Below are 17,652 nucleotides of genomic sequence, written 5' to 3' on the forward strand. Positions count from 1 at the left end.
ATTCTGCAAACTGATTACTGCAAACTGAATACTTTTTTTAATTCGCTACTTCACTGATAAATTTTATTCGCATCAAGCGCAATTCATCAATATCGTAATCCCCTTCAAATTCTTTTAAGGCGCCTTCTATCTTATCTGATTCTGATTCCATAAAATAATCATAAATCTCTTCTTGTTGCTCGTCATCAAGCATTTCATCAACCCAATATTTAATATTCAATTTAGTTCCTGAATAGACAATTTGCTCCATTTCCTTAAGTAATGCTTCCATTGTCAACCCTTTTGCTTTAGCGATATCATCTAAAGACAATTTTCTGTCAACATTTTGAATAATATATAATTTCATTGCTGACTTAGTCCCTGTAGATTTTACAACCAAGTCATCTGGACGTATAATCTCATTATCGACAACGTAACGATTTATTAAATCGACAAATTCGGCACCATATTTTTTCGCTTTTCCTTCTCCTATTCCATGAATGTTAATCAATTCATTTAAAGAAATAGGATATTTCAAGGCCATGTCTGCCAATGAAGGGTCTTGAAAAACAACAAATGGCGGTACACCTAGTTTTTTAGATACTTTTTTACGCAAATCACGTAACATACCCATCAATACTTCATCTATAGCACCCGCAGATTTAGATGCAGTCACAATTGCTTCGTCTCCCGCCTCATTGTATTCATGATCTTCAGACATCATAAAAGAGCTTGGATTCTTAATAAAACCTAGTCCTTTATCTGTTATTTTTACAATACCATAAGTTTCAATATCTTTAGATAAATAGCCTCCCACGAGCACTTGTCTCAATAAGGCCATCCAATATTTTTCGTCAAAAGCGATACCACTCCCAAAAAAAGGTTGAGAATCAGTTCTATGCGCTTTTATCACTGCATTGACTCTACCGATTAATGTAAAAACAATCTCTTTTGATTTATATAAATGCTTGGTATCTCGTACTACTTCCAATAGTTTCACTACCTGATTTTGGGCCTCTACTTTTACTTTTGGATTTCTCACATTGTCATCCATATCAGCACCTTCACCGGTTTCACTGTCGAATTCCTCACCAAAATAATGGAGTAAAAATTTTCTTCTCGACATTGAAGTTTCGGCATATGCCACCACTTCTTGCAATAAAGCGAACCCAATTTCCTGCTCAGCAACCGGTTTACCAGACATGAATTTTTCTAGTTTCTCCACATCTTTATAAGAATAGTAAGCAAGACAGTGTCCTTCTCCACCATCCCTACCGGCGCGTCCTGTTTCCTGATAATAACTTTCTAGCGACTTTGGTATATCATGATGAATTACAAAACGAACATCTGGTTTGTCAATTCCCATCCCAAAAGCAATTGTCGCTACCACTACATCGACATCTTCCATAAGAAACATGTCCTGATGTCTTGCCCGTGTTTTAGCGTCTAATCCTGCATGGTAAGGTACTGCACTTATTCCGTTGACCTGTAATACTTGGGCAATTGCTTCTACTTTTTTACGGCTTAGGCAATAAATAATTCCAGACTTCCCTTTGTGCTGTTTTATAAAACGAATGATATCTGATTCTATATTTTTGGTTTTTGTTCGTACCTCATAATATAGATTAGGTCTGTTAAATGATGCTTTAAAAGTAGTCGCATCACACATATCTAAATTTTTCAGAATATCTTCCTGAACTTTTGGCGTTGCCGTAGCGGTAAGACCGATGACAGGCACATCGCCCAATTGTTTAATTATATTTTTTAAATTTCTGTATTCCGGCCTAAAGTCATGACCCCACTCGGAAATACAATGCGCCTCATCGATGGCAACAAAAGAAATGGTCACGTTTTTAAGAAAATTAACATTTTCCTCTTTTGTCAAAGACTCCGGAGCAACATACAACAGCTTCGTTAATCCAGAAGTAATATCCTTTTTAACTTGAGTGATCTCTGTTTTTGTGAGTGATGAATTTAAAACATGGGCAATACCACTTTCTGTCGATAAACTCCTAATGGCATCTACTTGGTTTTTCATTAAAGCGATCAAGGGAGAAACAACAATTGCCGTTCCTTCTTGAACTAAAGCGGGGAGCTGATAACAGAGCGATTTACCACCGCCAGTAGGCATAATTACAAAAGTATTTTGTTTATTAAGCAAACTTTTGATAACCTGTTCCTGTAGCCCTTTAAATTGGCCAAAGCCAAAATATTTCTTTAATTCTATATGTATATCAATTTCGTTTGAATTCATTCTTTATTGTATGGTATTATGTGGTATTTTGTATAAATTTGCATCACATAAAGATACTAAATTCTTTTACACTCACAAATTTTAAACATTCTGTTTTGATATCTAAAGAAAACATATTGGCGATAGCCAAAAAAACCATTCTGTCTGAGAGCGAGTCAATTACCAAACTAACTGATTTTCTAGACGATAATTTCTCAGATGCAACGCAGGCAATCTATAGTTCTAAAGGAAGATTAATCGTTACAGGAATCGGAAAAAGCGCGATTATTGCTCAAAAAATGGTAGCGACATTTAATTCTACAGGAACGCCTTCAATGTTTCTTCATGCCTCCGAAGCGATTCACGGAGACTTAGGGATGGTACAAAAGGATGATATTATCATCTGCATTTCAAAAAGCGGAAACAGCCCTGAAATAAAAGTTGTTGTCCCTTTTTTAAAACGTTTTGGAAACACATTGATTGCTATAACCGGCAACATGACTTCATTTCTTGCCAAAGGATCTGACTATGTCTTAAACACCACTGTAGATGCTGAAGCTTGTCCAAACAACCTGGCTCCTACCAATAGCACTACTGCTCAATTAGTGATGGGTGATGCTATTGCCGTTTGCCTAATGGAAATGCGAAATTTCTCAGCAGAAGATTTTGCAATATACCATCCGGGAGGTGCTTTAGGTAAAAAATTATTACTTAGAGTTAAAGACATGTTAGAGCATACTTTAAAACCTATGGTTTCTCCAGATACAGCAATAAAACAAGTGATTTTTGAAATTTCGGAAAAACGCCTCGGTGTTACAGCAGTTATTGAAAACGATAAAGTAATCGGAATTATAACAGACGGTGATATTCGAAGAATGTTAAACGAAAGAGATTCATTTGCAGAATTGACAGCGAAAGACATCATGACCAAAAATCCAAAATTAATTCAATCAAACGATATGGTTGTTGACGCATTAAATATTCTCGAAGATTTCTCTATCACCCAACTAGTTGTGGTAGACAATGGAGAGTACAAAGGCGTCTTACACCTACACGATATTTTAAAAGAAGGAATAGTATAATGGCAAAGAAAAATCAAAACGAAATGTCGTTTTTAGATCATCTGGAAGATTTAAGATGGTTATTAGTACGCAGCACAGTAGCAATCATAATTATGGCTATTGCCACTTATTTTTTTAGCGACTTCCTGTTCGACACTATCATATTTGGACCTACAAGACCAACGTTTTTTACCTATCATTTTTTCTGTGATCTATCTCATTCATTGGGCTTCGCAGATAGCATTTGTATTACTGAAATGCCCTTTATCATTCAGAACACGGAGATGGAAGGCCAAGTAAACGTATTTATTTGGGTCTGTATTCTTGCTGGATTTATATTAAGCTTTCCTTATATATTATGGGAAATATGGAAATTTATCAGTCCTGCACTCTATATGAATGAAAAGAAAAATGCTAAGGTATTCATCTTTTTTTCTTCGTTACTTTTCTTTATTGGTGTGCTATTTGGCTATTTTGTAGTCATCCCCATGTCAGTAAACTTCGTAGCTACCTTCACCGTCAGTCCTGTAGTACTCAATCAGTTTACGTTAGACTCATATATCGGAATGGTAAAAACATCTGTCCTAGCGAGTGGATTGTTTTTTGAATTACCAATTATCATCTATTTCTTGACAAAACTAGGACTTGTAAGTCCTGAATTTTTAAGAACTTACAGAAAATATGCAATTGTACTTGTTCTTGTTATTGCCGCTATCGTAACACCACCGGATGTAGTAAGTCAAACTATTGTTGCAATCCCAATGCTATTAATCTATGAAGCAAGTATCTTTATCTCGGTATTTGTATCTAAAAATAAAAAAGAATAATTATGGCTGCTATTATTGAAGAATTTAATGAATATCGTTCTAGAATGAACGAAAAATTACTGGCTGACAACAACAAAATAGTTAAAAGAATTTTCAACCTAGACACAAATGCTTATGCTGAAGGTGCTCTTGATGTGAAAACGAAAGAACTATTGGGCTTAGTGGCATCTGCCGTTTTACGTTGCGATGATTGCGTAAAATACCATTTAGAAACCAGTCATAAAATTGGAGTAACCAAAGAAGAAATGATGGAAGCAATGGGAATTGCAACCTTAGTTGGCGGAACTATTGTGGTACCTCATTTACGCAGAGCTTATGAGTTTTGGGAAGCATTAGAAGAAACCACAACGAAATAACATTCTTCTTCATTGATTAAAAAAGTAATTCCTGACGTTTTAGACTAATAACTAAACTTGGGAAGAAACTAAATAATTGTTAATAGGGTTATTTGTTAATTTGGTTATTCGTTTATTTGACACGATTAAACAATTAAACGACTAACGTTTAAACCAACGCATATGATTTTAAGAGCTGAGAATTTAGTAAAAACATACAAAGGAAGAAGTGTAGTAAAAGGTATTTCGGTCGAAGTAAATCAAGGTGAAATCGTTGGTTTATTAGGACCTAACGGTGCTGGAAAAACAACTTCCTTTTATATGATTGTAGGATTGGTTAAACCAAATTCAGGTAACATCTACCTTGACGATTTGGATATTACTGACTATCCTATGTACAAAAGAGCGCAGCAAGGAATTGGATATTTGGCGCAAGAAGCTTCCGTTTTTAGAAAACTAAGTATTGAAGACAATATCTTGAGTGTTTTACAACTAACTACTCTTTCTAAAGAAGAGCAAGTTGCCAAAATGGAAAGCCTAATTGAAGAATTTAGTTTAGAACACATCCGTACTAATCGTGGTGATTTACTGTCTGGAGGAGAACGTCGTCGTACTGAAATTGCACGATGCCTGGCTACCGATCCTAAATTCATCTTACTTGACGAACCTTTTGCAGGTGTCGATCCTGTGGCTGTAGAAGACATCCAGAGAATCGTAGCGCAATTAAAAAATAAAAACATCGGAATCCTGATCACTGATCACAACGTACAGGAAACCTTAGCTATTACAGATAAAACCTATCTTATGTTTGAAGGAGGAATCTTAAAAGCAGGAGTACCAGAAGAATTAGTCGAAGATGAAATGGTTCGTCGTGTCTACTTAGGACAGAACTTTGAATTGAGAAAGAAAAAGATCGAGTTTTAAGAGAGTGATCAGCTTTAGAAGAGTGGTCAGTGTACAGTGATCAGTTTAAAAAAAAGCGTACAGTGAGTAGTATCCAGTGAGCAGGTTTAAATCAGTGTACAGTGATCAGTTTAAAAAAAAGTGGTCCGTATTCACTGATCAGTTCTAAAAAACAACCCTTGTTTATATATCAAATTCAAAACTTAAACCAGTTTGTATTATGAGCCAAAAAGAAAAACCCAGTAAAGACATTTTAGAGAAATGGCACAAAGACCCCGACAATTGGAAGCTTGGCGTCTTTTACTACAATAAAGAAGACAAACGCATACTTCCTCCTAAAAGAATGGCTTGGGCTGGCTGGACAGTTAATTTTGCAAATTCCATTTCAGTTGCCGTTTTTGTGATTGTAATTATCATAATAATTGGAATAACCATGTACCTGCCAAAATAATGAGTGCGTGCTCCAATCCAAATCCTAAAAACTCAACACCGCAAACTGATTACTGTACACTGATTACCGAACAATACAAACTGAATACTGCAAACTGAACTGATCACTGAATACTTACTGAGTCACACCAAATTTATGCGGATTTAAAATCATGTAATTAATTAGTTTTCCAACTTCATTACTTTCAGTTAACAATTCATTGTAAACACTTTCAGTTATATAGTTGCATTTAAATGAAAACTCCAGCCAAACCTGAGTTTCTGAATTTTCGGCATCTGAATCTGTTAATTTGCTATGAAAATTTTTAGGATAGACCCTTTTTCTATAGGATTCTGAGATATTCGCTGGTACACTTCTTGATGAACGCCTAATTTGATCCGTTAAAGAATACATTTCTTCTTTCGGAAATAGTTTTGTCATTTCAAAAATTTTCATCGCTAATGAAAATGATTTCTGATACGCTAATAAATCTTGAAATTTCATTACTTATATTGTTATTTAATGCTGAATACTAAAAATTATTACCAAGAACTGAATACTGATCGCTACACACTGATTACTGAACACTGAACACTACTCCACCGTAATATATCGCAGTTGCTGCAAATCACCATTATATATATTCACATCTACACTACCTTTTACTCCTGAAACAGAAGCTTTTTCGGTAAATTGCCAAAACAGCCAATCTTCCTCCATATTTTCACGGTAAAAATTATAGTTGGCGATCCAGAAAAGATAATCACTAAATTCTTCTTTTAAAAAATCATCATAGTAACTTTCGCCGGTATAGATGATAGGCTTTACTTTATAATGTTCTTCTACCCTTTTCAACCATCTTTTCAACCCAACTTTTAGCCGTTCTACCGATTGATTTTTAGGCAGTTTTTCAATATCCAGAACAGGAGGTAAATCCCCTTTTCTTAAAGTAACTGTTTTAATAAAAAGTTCGGCTTGTTCTAAGGAATTTTCATTAGGACGATAGTAATGATAGGCACCACGAATCAGTTTGTTTTTTTTGGCGCCAAGCCAATTCTCATCAAATTGCTTGTCTATGCGGTCATTCCCAACGGTTGCCCGAATAAAAACAAAGTGTACAGGATATTTACTTTCTAAGGTATCAACGTCTACCCAATTAATTTTACCTTGGTATTCAGAAACGTCCAATCCTATCGCTTTCCCTTTATGATTGTCTAAAACCTGGTAATTTCGAACATCCGAAAGACGCTTGTCTTCCGCCTCTTGCCGCAAAACCTTATTTGATTTAAAGCTAAAATAATACGCTAGACCATTTCTATAGTGATAGCCCATCCCAAAAACGAGAAGAATAAAAAAAGTGAGCATCGTGAAGCGTAGTACTTTTCCAGAGAAAAAAGAAGCTTTCTTTTTAGTCCCGCGACGTACCGGCGGTTTTCTTTTAACGCTTTTTCTTCTCATCCAATAAAAATTTATTGCTCACTATTGACAGTAGTACATACCCAATGATGACCAATGGAATTCCAGCATATTGGAAAAAAACTAACAATAAAAAAGAAAGAAATAAAAAGACAATTTGGAGTGCATTATCCTTAAGGTTAAACTTCTTAATCTTCAAAGAAAATAAAGGAATCTCTGCATTCAAGATATAAGCACTAAAGAGTGTAATCGCTAACAAAACCCATTGATTAGTCAAGATTTCAAGCACAACTATAGAATCTGAATATTTCAGCACCAGAGGTAAGCTTAAAATAAACAGTGCGTTGGCAGGCGTTGGCAATCCAATAAATGAATTCGTCTGGCGCGTATCAATATTAAATACAGCCAATCGATAACAAGAACCCATCGTGATAATAAATCCAAGATAAGGCATCATAAAGTGTGTTGAAATTTCATGCTGACTGTTCGAAAGTAAAAAAAACATCACATATCCTGGAACTACTCCGCTGGTAACCATATCAGCTAAGGAATCCAACTGTAACCCCAGCGGACCTGAAACTTTTAATAATCGAGCAAAAAAACCATCAAAAAAATCTAAAAAGATTCCGAGACAAACAAAATAAAAAGCCATTTCAAAATCAGAGTTAGTCACAAAGACCATTGCTATACAGCCACACAATAGATTAAGTAATGTTATTGAATTAGGAATGTGTTTTTTAATGTTCATTGCAAATTGAAATTTAAAGTCTTAGCTGACAAATTTAATATAATAAGTGAATGCAACAGCCGTTTTTTATAGAGATTATCAACACTACCATTGGCAATCCTATTTATTTAGTAAAAGAACGAACTAAGCTCAGCAAAATATTATATTTTTGATGGAAATTAAATCCTGCTTTGGTTGGTAAAAAACTGTACGATTGAAAAAAAATCAATTCTTTTTATTGCTTTTGGTTTCTACCCTAAATTACGGGCAAGCCGTTAGAAAATATTCCAATGAATTTATGAATATTGGAGTCGATGCAGTAGCCTTAGGTATGGCTAACGCGGTTACGGCTTCAACTGCCGACGTGAATTCTGGTTATTGGAACCCTGCAGGATTAACCAAATTAGAAGACCACCAATTAGCTTTGATGCACGCTAATTATTTTGCAAATATAGCCCAGTACGATTACATTGGCTATGCTAGTCCAATTGACGACCGTAGTGCCTGGGGGATTTCGTTAATCCGTTTTGGGGTCGACGATATTTTGAACACTACTGAATTGATAGACAGTGAAGGAAGCATAGATTACAACAGAATCAGTCTTTTTTCGACGGCTGACTATGGCTTTACCTTTTCTTATGCTCGAAAGTTAGCCGTTCCCGGATTTCAATATGGAGTAAATGCAAAAATTATAAGAAGGATTATAGGGAAATTTGCAGATTCCTGGGGATTTGGATTTGATGTCGGATTTCAGTTTGAAAAAAATGACTGGCAATTTGGATTAATGGTTCGCGACATAACCACCACCTATAACATATGGAACATAGACGAAAAAGAATATCAAAAAATTGCCGACGCAGTACCGCGACAAAATCAAGAACTTCCAGAAAGCACTGAAATTACAGCTCCAAAAGCTCAATTAGGGCTTTCTAAAAAGTTTATTGTGCGCTACGACTACAGTATTATGGCTGCGGCCAATGTAAACATGCGCTTTACCAAAACCAATGATCTTCTTTCTTCTGATTTTGTAAGTATTGACCCCGCTTTAGGACTTGAGTTTGGATATACGGACTTGGTTTTTGTACGAGCTGGAGTAGGAAACTTTCAAAATATCGAGCAACTAGACAACACCGAAAAAGTAGGTTTCCAACCCAACATCGGATTGGGTTTTAAATACAAAGGCATCCAAGTGGATTACGCCTTAACAGATTTAGGAAATCAAAGTGCTGCTTTGTATTCGAATATTTTTTCGTTAAAAGTGGACTTATCGCTTTTTAGGAATTAATCAACTTAATCAATAATTTTGAAAAAAAACTGTAAGACAAAAGATTCCCAAAATAAACGAAGATAATAAGTAAAGTAAACCGTTGGGTGTAATTATTAAGAACGTCAGTTCGAGTGTTTTTTGTGTAGTAAAACGGAACAAAAAATGTATCGAGAACCGTTTTTAATGAAATTTTTCTAGTTCTCGATACAATTTTCTATCGAAAATTACTCGAACTGACGAAAAATCATCATCAAAAACTAATTGCACCCAACGGGTTAAAGTAATTTTATTTTACACTATACCCAAAAAAAACAGTGTTTTTAAGAACTCCTTTCGAGTGCCACGCTTTTTTGCGTGCTGTCTTTAAAACCGACTTAGTTAAACAAATAGACATAACAGTATATCAAATGAATTCATCATTATTATTAAAAAAAACAGTTCTATCCCTTCTGCTAATTACCTCAATAAACTTTAGCTTTGGGCAAACCACTATACTTTCAGAAAATGCCCGTGTTAGCGTATTGACTTGTGGAACTGGAAATGAATCGTATTCCCTTTTTGGACACACAGCTATCCGAATTAGCGACCCAAACCAATTTATAGACTTGGTATATAACTATGGTGCCTTTGACTTTAATACACCTAACTTTGTCGCGAAATTCACAAAAGGAGACCTGCAGTATTTTGCCGTTGCACATCCGTACACTGACTTCATAAATGAATATACTTACGAAAGAAGATCTGTTTACGAGCAGGAACTAAATATCCCTGATAGCCTGAAACAAAAATTGTTTGACAACTTAAATACTTCTTTGGCTTCGGGAGAAAGCCATTACACCTATAAATTTATTGATAAAAACTGTACTTCTATGGTTGTGGATATCATCAATAAAACATTAAGCACCACCGCGATCGTAAAAAATAGCGATACTAACATTACCTATAGAACCATTCTGTATCCTTATTTTGACGGACATTTTTATGAAAAACTGGGAACTAGTATTATTTTTGGAAAAAAGGTCGACCAATTAGGCACTCAGATTTTTTTACCCTTCGAATTAAACAAAAGTTTAAAAACAGTGCAGTTCAACAACCATCTGCTTGCTAAGGAGAACAAAACGCTTCTCGAATATAACGAAACCCCTCCTAGCTCTTGGTGGAATAATTTCTATACATATGGCCTCCTTCTTGGATTCATACTCTTTATGAATGGCAAAATAATAAACCAAATCTACTTTTTAATAATGGGAATGTTGGGGCTGTTCTTTTTGTTCGTTGGATTTTATTCGAGTCATCACGAATTGGCATACAATTACAATGTTTTATTGTTTAACCCCGCCTTGCTTGCGCTACTTTATTTCTACTATAAAGACAACAAGAAATGGATTTACAACCTCTGCTTGTTTAACCTGCTTTTTTTAGCGATATATTTAATTATACTAATCAACAAGGCGCATTTATTGATTGTGTTACCTCTTATTATTACGAATGGTGTACTGTTAGTAAAATTAGCAATAAAGAACAAAAAGAAGATTCCTATTATTATCTAGATAAAGTAATCCAAAAAGGTTAGTTCAATTTATCCCATAACTATTTCGGGAAGTAGTATCTATGCTTAGCCTTCTCGATACATTTCAAAATAAAAATTTTGAAACACTCGAAGTGACGACTGTGATTTTGACAGCGAATAGGGTATCGAAAAAAAACTATCCGAAGCACACCCCTAAGCTTTTGGTGAAGGAACGAAGAGTGAAGCACCGATCCGTCAGTTCGAGTGATTTTTAAAATTGCGTAGCTATTTTAAAATCGTATAGAGAACAGTTAAAAATATTTTTAAAGAAAAATTCGGACCTATTTTTAAATTAAATCAACTGCTTTAAAACAATTGATTCTTGAATTTTCAATTGATATTGCCCTTTGCCGTTCCCTTACTACTGCCCTCTGTAAAACAATACCGTTGTTATGGTTTTTAGTGCAATATTTAAATCCAAATAAAAGCTTCTGTGTTTGATGTAATACAGATCATATTGCAATTTAATCAAGCTGTCATCAATTGAAGCTCCGTACGAATAATTGACTTGTGCCCAACCGGTAAGTCCCGGTTTTATAACGTGCCTTGTCTCGTAGAATGGCATTATTTCTGAAATCTCTTTTACAAAAAAAGGACGCTCGGGCCGCGGTCCTACAATAGCCATATCTCCCTTTAAAACATTAAGAAATTGAGGGAATTCATCGATGCGGGTTTTACGCATAAATTTTCCAAAAGCTGTTACGCGTAAATCACCCGTTGTAGCAAAAACTGCTCCATTACTTTCGCAGTTATTCCTCATACTTCTAAATTTCAAAATAGCAAATACAACTCCGTCCTTACCTACACGTTCTTGAGTGTAGAATAATTTCCCTCTATTTCCAATTGCATTTCCAATGACAATAAAGGGTATAAAAATCGAACATAAAAATAGTCCAATTATTGAAAGTCCAATTTCAAAAACCCGAACAACAGCCAAATATAATTTATTGTGATTATTCCTGCTAAACGGGAAAAAACGGTAAAAATCCCTTGCTATATATTGTACCGGTATGCGATGCGTCTTACTTTCATAAACCTGGGTATATTCCCTAATCAGCTTTCCAGATTCTAACATCTGAATCAATTGCTGATACAATTCACTAGTAATCCCAGCTGTCTCTTGAGAAGCAATCACAATTTCGGAAACGGCATTTTTCTTTACAAAAGAAGCCAAATCATTTTTATCTATAGACTCCACATAATGATGATGACTAAAGTTGACATTTGCAGCTGTATCGGCACTTACATAGCCAATGATTCTATAATGCGGATCAATACTTTCTAATCCCAGAATCAATTCTTCCACTTGTGCCTGTTCACAAATCAATACTGCATTCTGAAGAAATCGATTACTAGCTAAAAAACGAACATAAAATAGCCTCCATAAAAACAATACAGTAAAAACAATACAGTAAAAAACTAAAATTTGAAGGCGGTTAGAGGGTAGTTCTGGTGAAAAAACAGGAGTCAGTAAATAGACCAAAACTGTAGTAGATGACGTTAACAGCGTGCTTTTCAAAACTTGAAACTCGTTACTGGCAACCTGCAGATTATACATTTCAAAAATAGCCCCAAAAACACTGAGATAAACCACAAAAAAAAGAGCCCAGTAGCCATTAGTGACAGCTGCTTCCAGATATTCAAAATCAAAAAAAGTTCCCACCAAATATAGACTACCTAAAACAAAAATAACATCAAAGAGACGAAGAATCATCTTCCGCTCTGATATTTCAAAATGTATTTTATTTTTCGGCATTATTTTTTTCGTGGTAATTCCCGCAATTTAATACTTTTGTCACCATATCATTATAAAAATGTTAAATATTATAACAAGATTCCTTTAAAAAAAACCTAATCTATGAAATAGTGAAGAAATAGCTATTCTATAAAGCAAAGTAAGGAGAATGCATACTACATTTTAGCTCCTTTTAGGGTAGTGGTAAAAACACTGAGCACTGAGCACTGAGCACTGAACACTGAATACTGATCACTAAAAACTGATTACTCGTCTTCTTCTCTCACTTTCATAGGACTCCCTAATTGCACGTTTAGCAAAGACAAGGAATAAACAAATGCAGGTATAGCCAGACGCATTGCCGCATGATTTATGGTGAAGAACCAAAAAACTACAAAACACAACAAAAACATATTGAACTTATTTTCTAAATACAAAACTAACGGAGTAACTAAAAGAATTAACAAGCCTAAAAGACCAAAAGAACCATGCTCCGCAAGCATTCTTGTAATTTCATCGTGAGACAACACATCATCTCCAGTTGAAATCTTTCTAAGCTCATATCCTCTGCCGACTCCTACCCCAAAAATAGGGTTTTGCAAAAACAAATCAATCTCATCCTTGGCAATATCTTCTCGACCTGTAAATTTACTTTCTTTTTGTTCTCCTTTAGCATTTTGATTGGCATAGCGATTATTAATTAATCCATTTGTTTGCGAAACGGTGAAAATCCATCCAACAGATAGCGTAAATCCAATAAGGATCATAATATAACTCAATTTTACACGGCCTTTAAAATTTGATTTTTGATATAAAAACAATAACAATAAGCCAAGCATTAGAATTCCTGTAATCATTCCTCCTCTTGAAAATGTTACCAATCCTCTGTAAGCGATACAAAGTGCCAAAATCGCATTAAGCACGACTTGAAAACTGGTTTTTGAGGATAAAATGATTCTGGAAAAAAAGATAAACATTCCCATCCCAAATATCGTAGCTACCTGATTTGGACCAAACCCACCTGACGCTGCTGAACTCGAGCTGGTACCTGTTATTATTTCTCTAGTACTCGGAGAATGAATAAAAACATAAGTCATACAAGCAACTATCGGCAACCCCATCGCTAATAAAACATCATTTGTATTTTCTAATGAAATTTTACGCCTAAAAGTATATAAAGATGCAATTCCCAAACATACAGGGCCAGAGATATTAAACATGATTGTGGTCCGCATGTTAGATTCAATACTCAAAACAGATGTAGACAATACTAAGCCAGGGACCAACAACAACAAAAAAATCCAATATGGAATTACTCCTCTCGATATCCCTTTATAATACATCCCAATTAAAAGAAAAATAATTACCCCGTATTTTGTAATCTCGTATAAAGGATTCCCCCCTGTCATCCTTAAAAAAACCTCACTCCCTACAATATAAGCTGCTGCTATAAGTACTTCATTATTTCTATTTTGCTTCTTGATGATGTATAAAATCCAAAACAAATACATTCCATACCCAAAAAAAATAGAAATAAAGGGAATAAACTGAACGGTTGCACCAATCGCAACGTGCAATAAAACCATATTCAAATAGGTAAAATCTTCTTTAATCATTTTTGATTATTTTCTTCTATAATGTAAAAGCAAAGTAGTTATTATATTCTCTTTTGAATATCGCTCTCCTACAAGTTTTTGCAAATTTAAACCAAACTGCATCCGACTACTAATAGGTTCATCAATTATTTCACTTAATTGACATTCTAACTCGTTCGGGTTATTAGGATTGAATAATAATCCATTTACGCCCTCATTAATAACTTCAGAACAATAGCCAACATTAGTAGAAAGAACCGCTAATTTAGCCAAACCATATTCTAGCAAAGAAACAGGGAACCCTTCTGCTGTAGAGACTAAAACACCAATTGTAGCTTGTGATAATATGTGAGAAATATCGTTTCTAACATCTATTAAAAAAATGCTGCCTTCTAGCTTATTACTTGAAATATACTCCTTAATATCATCCGAATAACGATCATTATAAATCTTACCAACGCAATGCAAACTCCAACCCAATCGCTGCAGTTGCAATTCTTGAAATGCACTTAAGATAGCCATATGATTTTTCGGGCTTTTTAAATTCGCCAAAAGTACAATACGTTTGCCGACTTCTCCTTGCAAAAAAGTTGTCTTAATAACGTCTTCGTTTATAGTTGCAAAATTTGGAATGAAAAATACGTTCTTAAAACATAGTGTTTCTTTTACCCAACGCTCTAGTTCCAAGTTTACTACAAAAATGGATTCGAAAAATCGCGAACAAATAAACAGTATCCAATTTGACAAAAGTGATTGTTCTACCCGACCTCCATAATGTTCATGCCATATAATTCTAATTCGAGGATAAATTATTTTTAGTAAAAAGGCAATAAAAAAGGAAGTTCCGTGCGCATGAACGATAGCAATTTTATTTTTTTCTATAAAAGTTCTCAGTTTAAAAAGCGCTTTAAGATCAAAAGTACTCCTACGCTGCAAACACATATACGAAACGCTCTTATTTAATTCTGCCTTCAATGCTCCCTCTGAATGCGTAGTAACCATGGCCGAAAAGCTAATATGCTCAGACAAACCATTGGCATAATTAACAGCTATCCGTTCTGCTCCTCCAGCTTCTAAAGACTGTATCAATTGCAAAACTCTCATCTCCCTAATAATTTTTTAATTTCAAGCTCAAAAATATCCGTCGTATACAACCGAGACCACGATACAGCTCTTTTTTGCAGGGTATCAAACTGGATTGGATCCTGCAATAAAGCACTAATATGTTGACTGTCTTTTTCCAAATTCATTTCTAGTACAATTCCTCTTTTTCCGTAATCTAACATATAAGGTACGCATGACACCTTAGTGGCTAAAGGAACACATCCCCAAAACATGCCTTCGGCTATTACTTTTGGCCAACCCTCACTATCCGAAGGCAGCAGCACGAAATGACTTGTTTGATACGCCTGTTTTACTGTTTCTTTAGGTTGATTACTTGCTAAATGAACAATCTCCTCTAGTTGGTTCGCTGTTATATAGTGTTCCAAAACTGACCGAAGGACTCCCTCTCCATAAATTGTCAATTGTACTTTATGCCCAAGATGGTACAACCGCTCCACCATTTGAATGGCATACAATGGATTTTTTCCTTTTACCAAAGTTCCTACAAATACAAAACGAATTGTCTGACCCCAATTTCTAGGCAATACCGCTTCTTTATCCGCTTCGGAGTAGGTAGCCGTAAAAAAAGATCTAATATTTTTAGTACTATTCTCCCATTCTCCATAGACTAATACCTGCACATTACGGGTTAAAAAAGAATTACTAATAATCCATTTTTGTAAGCTATACGTCCAAGGCTGTTTCGACTTAGGATCCCAATTACCAGCATATTTAGCTGTTTTTGGAATTTTCGGAAATAGTAATTGAACAACGCTCCCTAACAATCCCATGTTTCCTGGACAGCGTAAATGAATGTGATTAGCTTCGCACATAGCTGCATATAATTGCCAGCTAATTTTTGGAGTTTTCAAAATTGTTTTTAGAATACCTTTCAAACTTAAAACATCAAAACTTTCGACGGGAATAAATTTGATAGCTAGATGTTCATAGGCACAGTCAATTGCTGTTTTTGTAAAATTACTTCTTGGAGCTACAATAGTAATTTCGTCCATATTATTTCCCCAGATATTCATTTCACGAACATAGGGAGCATAAGCAAAGTATTGGTTTCGCTCAATCTTATGAGTAACATTTGTTATAATTAAAAACTTCATTCTATCATTTTGTTAAATGTAAGGCGATATTTTCCCATACCAAAAGTTTCAAAGTACCTAATGCTCGAATTAATTCCAATGAGCTATCCTATATTGGAAAACAGCCCAAAATCCTTGAGTTAAAAAAACAATAGAAAAGAAATTGCCTCAATATCATTTGTGTTTTTTATAATCGGACCGTATTAGTTGTACTACTGTCATCTGCTTTTAGTCTAAAATTGAGTTGTAAAAAACTTTATTTTTCTCTACGATTTTATTTAGTCCATATTTACCAATTACAAAATCACGCGCCTTTAGACCAATGGCATTAGATTTCGTCTGATTTTCAAAAACCCAAATTATTTTTTGCGCTATATCATCAGGAGAACGGGGATCACAAAGTAAGCCTGTTTTAAAATCTACTATCGTTTCTGCACCTGGCCCTAATTTTGTAAAAACAACCATTTTACCCATAGCCATAGCCTCTGGAGCGACTAAACCTTGTGTTTCCATATGTGATGGAAAAACACAAACTTGTGCTTGCGCATATTTACTTGGAATACTTTCGTAATTAACAGCTCCAAAAAAAGTAATTGAATCTGCCAATGTCCCTAAATTAGGTAATTCTTTTTCTTTTAACATCGCTATAAAAGATTCCCCGTTAGGAAAAAACCAGTCTCTGCCGTAAATCATTAAAGTAGCATTAGGAAACTTTTCTTTCACTAATGCAAACGCTCTAATCAGTTCTACAACCCCTTTCTTTTTACAAACGGTACCGGCAAAAACGATTTGATGTTCCACAATATCTCCAGCAATAGGTTGAAACAAACTCGTATTTATAGGATATGAAATTAATTCTACTGCTTTATTATGATATTCTAAATACTTTTCTGTGTGCGTTTTTACATAATTAGAGACGGCAACAAAAGCATCTGCTTTTTTAAAAGATCTTTTTTCTTGCCATCCTTTCCATAAATCAACATCGCGATTTTCTGATTCAGCAAAAAAATGATGTCCTCCATGCAATCGAATCACATATTTTATATCTTTTATTTTTCGTAAAAAAGCAAGACCTAGCTCAGAAGTCTCAACAATATTAACTGGTTGCAATTGATGAATTTCTTTAATTTTTTTACTAATTCGATTAAAATTGTACCACCAAGTAATCCCTTTTATGTGTTTTTTTCTTAATCGATAAATGTGTACTCCTTCTTCAACAGTATCCTCATCATCTGCTGTGTAATTAACACCAATAACACTTACTTGATGTCCTTCCTTTACCAAAGCAACTGCTATTGTCTTAACAAAACTTCCTATACCTCCGTGAGGAAAGCCCTTTTTTGGATATTCATTCGTTAAATAACAAATATGCATAT

16 protein-coding genes are annotated in these 17,652 nt (G+C 34.7%); 7 read left to right on the forward strand and 9 right to left on the reverse strand.

From position 1 onward, the window contains the following. Window positions 1-37: 37 nt before the first annotated feature. The gene (locus AAC069_RS14520) at window positions 38-2,233 is read right to left on the reverse strand and encodes a RecQ family ATP-dependent DNA helicase (RefSeq protein ID WP_339921179.1); all 2,196 of its coding nucleotides are present in this window, start codon (window positions 2,231-2,233) and stop codon (window positions 38-40) included. Window positions 2,234-2,328: 95 nt separating this feature from the next. Between AAC069_RS14520 and AAC069_RS14525 the strand changes: the two genes are divergently transcribed. From AAC069_RS14525 to AAC069_RS14545, 5 genes are all read left to right on the forward strand, one after another. Beyond that, window positions 2,329-3,294: a KpsF/GutQ family sugar-phosphate isomerase gene (locus AAC069_RS14525; RefSeq protein ID WP_339921180.1), complete on the forward strand. Its 966-nt coding sequence runs from the start codon at window positions 2,329-2,331 to the stop codon at window positions 3,292-3,294. Continuing rightward, on the forward strand, window positions 3,294-4,100 hold the full coding sequence (gene tatC / locus AAC069_RS14530; protein ID WP_339921181.1) for a twin-arginine translocase subunit TatC: 807 nt from the start codon (window positions 3,294-3,296) through the stop codon (window positions 4,098-4,100). Before AAC069_RS14525 ends, tatC begins: the two co-directional genes overlap by 1 nt. A gap of 2 nt (window positions 4,101-4,102) precedes the next feature. Then, window positions 4,103-4,456, forward strand: a complete 354-nt coding sequence (locus AAC069_RS14535) for a carboxymuconolactone decarboxylase family protein (RefSeq protein ID WP_339921182.1) — start codon at window positions 4,103-4,105, stop codon at window positions 4,454-4,456. 162 nt (window positions 4,457-4,618) lie between these two features. Next, window positions 4,619-5,359, forward strand: coding sequence for an LPS export ABC transporter ATP-binding protein (gene lptB / locus AAC069_RS14540; RefSeq protein WP_339921183.1), 741 nt, complete (start codon window positions 4,619-4,621; stop codon window positions 5,357-5,359). A 199-nt stretch (window positions 5,360-5,558) separates the two neighbouring features. Continuing rightward, window positions 5,559-5,789: a DUF5808 domain-containing protein gene (locus AAC069_RS14545; RefSeq protein WP_339921184.1), complete on the forward strand. Its 231-nt coding sequence runs from the start codon at window positions 5,559-5,561 to the stop codon at window positions 5,787-5,789. A 114-nt stretch (window positions 5,790-5,903) separates the two neighbouring features. Here AAC069_RS14545 and AAC069_RS14550 read toward each other — a convergent pair whose 3' ends face one another. The 3 genes from AAC069_RS14550 to AAC069_RS14560 form a co-directional block, all read right to left on the reverse strand. Continuing rightward, window positions 5,904-6,272 (reverse strand): four helix bundle protein, encoded by a 369-nt coding sequence (locus tag AAC069_RS14550; RefSeq protein WP_339921185.1) that lies wholly within the window; start codon window positions 6,270-6,272, stop codon window positions 5,904-5,906. A 90-nt stretch (window positions 6,273-6,362) separates the two neighbouring features. Then, window positions 6,363-7,226: a glycoside hydrolase family 25 protein gene (locus AAC069_RS14555; protein ID WP_339921186.1), complete on the reverse strand. Its 864-nt coding sequence runs from the start codon at window positions 7,224-7,226 to the stop codon at window positions 6,363-6,365. Next, on the reverse strand, window positions 7,207-7,932 hold the full coding sequence (locus AAC069_RS14560) for a CDP-alcohol phosphatidyltransferase family protein (protein WP_339921187.1): 726 nt from the start codon (window positions 7,930-7,932) through the stop codon (window positions 7,207-7,209). The genes AAC069_RS14555 and AAC069_RS14560 overlap by 20 nt, the downstream gene beginning before the upstream one ends. A 277-nt stretch (window positions 7,933-8,209) precedes the next feature. Between AAC069_RS14560 and AAC069_RS14565 the strand changes: the two genes are divergently transcribed. Both AAC069_RS14565 and AAC069_RS14570 read left to right on the forward strand, forming a co-directional pair. Next, complete coding sequence (locus tag AAC069_RS14565; protein ID WP_339921218.1) at window positions 8,210-9,196, forward strand: PorV/PorQ family protein; 987 nt, start codon at window positions 8,210-8,212, stop codon at window positions 9,194-9,196. Window positions 9,197-9,585: 389 nt separating this feature from the next. Beyond that, window positions 9,586-10,728, forward strand: coding sequence for a DUF4105 domain-containing protein (locus AAC069_RS14570; RefSeq protein ID WP_339921188.1), 1,143 nt, complete (start codon window positions 9,586-9,588; stop codon window positions 10,726-10,728). Between the two features lie 381 nt (window positions 10,729-11,109). Here the strand turns inward: AAC069_RS14570 and AAC069_RS14575 are convergent, their stop codons facing one another. From AAC069_RS14575 to AAC069_RS14595, 5 genes are all read right to left on the reverse strand, one after another. Continuing rightward, window positions 11,110-12,507 carry a sugar transferase gene (locus AAC069_RS14575; RefSeq protein ID WP_339921219.1) on the reverse strand — a complete coding sequence of 466 codons (1,398 nt, stop codon included), beginning with the start codon at window positions 12,505-12,507 and terminating at the stop codon, window positions 11,110-11,112. Window positions 12,508-12,749: 242 nt separating this feature from the next. After that, window positions 12,750-14,099, reverse strand: coding sequence for an O-antigen ligase family protein (locus tag AAC069_RS14580; RefSeq protein ID WP_339921190.1), 1,350 nt, complete (start codon window positions 14,097-14,099; stop codon window positions 12,750-12,752). A gap of 6 nt (window positions 14,100-14,105) precedes the next feature. Continuing rightward, window positions 14,106-15,182, reverse strand: coding sequence for a glycosyltransferase (locus AAC069_RS14585; protein ID WP_339921191.1), 1,077 nt, complete (start codon window positions 15,180-15,182; stop codon window positions 14,106-14,108). After that, the gene (locus AAC069_RS14590) at window positions 15,179-16,297 is read right to left on the reverse strand and encodes a glycosyltransferase (RefSeq protein ID WP_339921192.1); all 1,119 of its coding nucleotides are present in this window, start codon (window positions 16,295-16,297) and stop codon (window positions 15,179-15,181) included. Before AAC069_RS14590 ends, AAC069_RS14585 begins: the two co-directional genes overlap by 4 nt. Before the next feature lie 207 nt (window positions 16,298-16,504). Beyond that, complete coding sequence (locus AAC069_RS14595) at window positions 16,505-17,650, reverse strand: glycosyltransferase family 4 protein (protein WP_339921193.1); 1,146 nt, start codon at window positions 17,648-17,650, stop codon at window positions 16,505-16,507. Between the last annotated feature and the right edge of the window lie 2 nt (window positions 17,651-17,652).

Source organism: uncultured Flavobacterium sp., assembly GCF_963974175.1.
In the GTDB taxonomy this organism is placed as follows: Bacteria; Bacteroidota; Bacteroidia; order Flavobacteriales; family Flavobacteriaceae; genus Flavobacterium.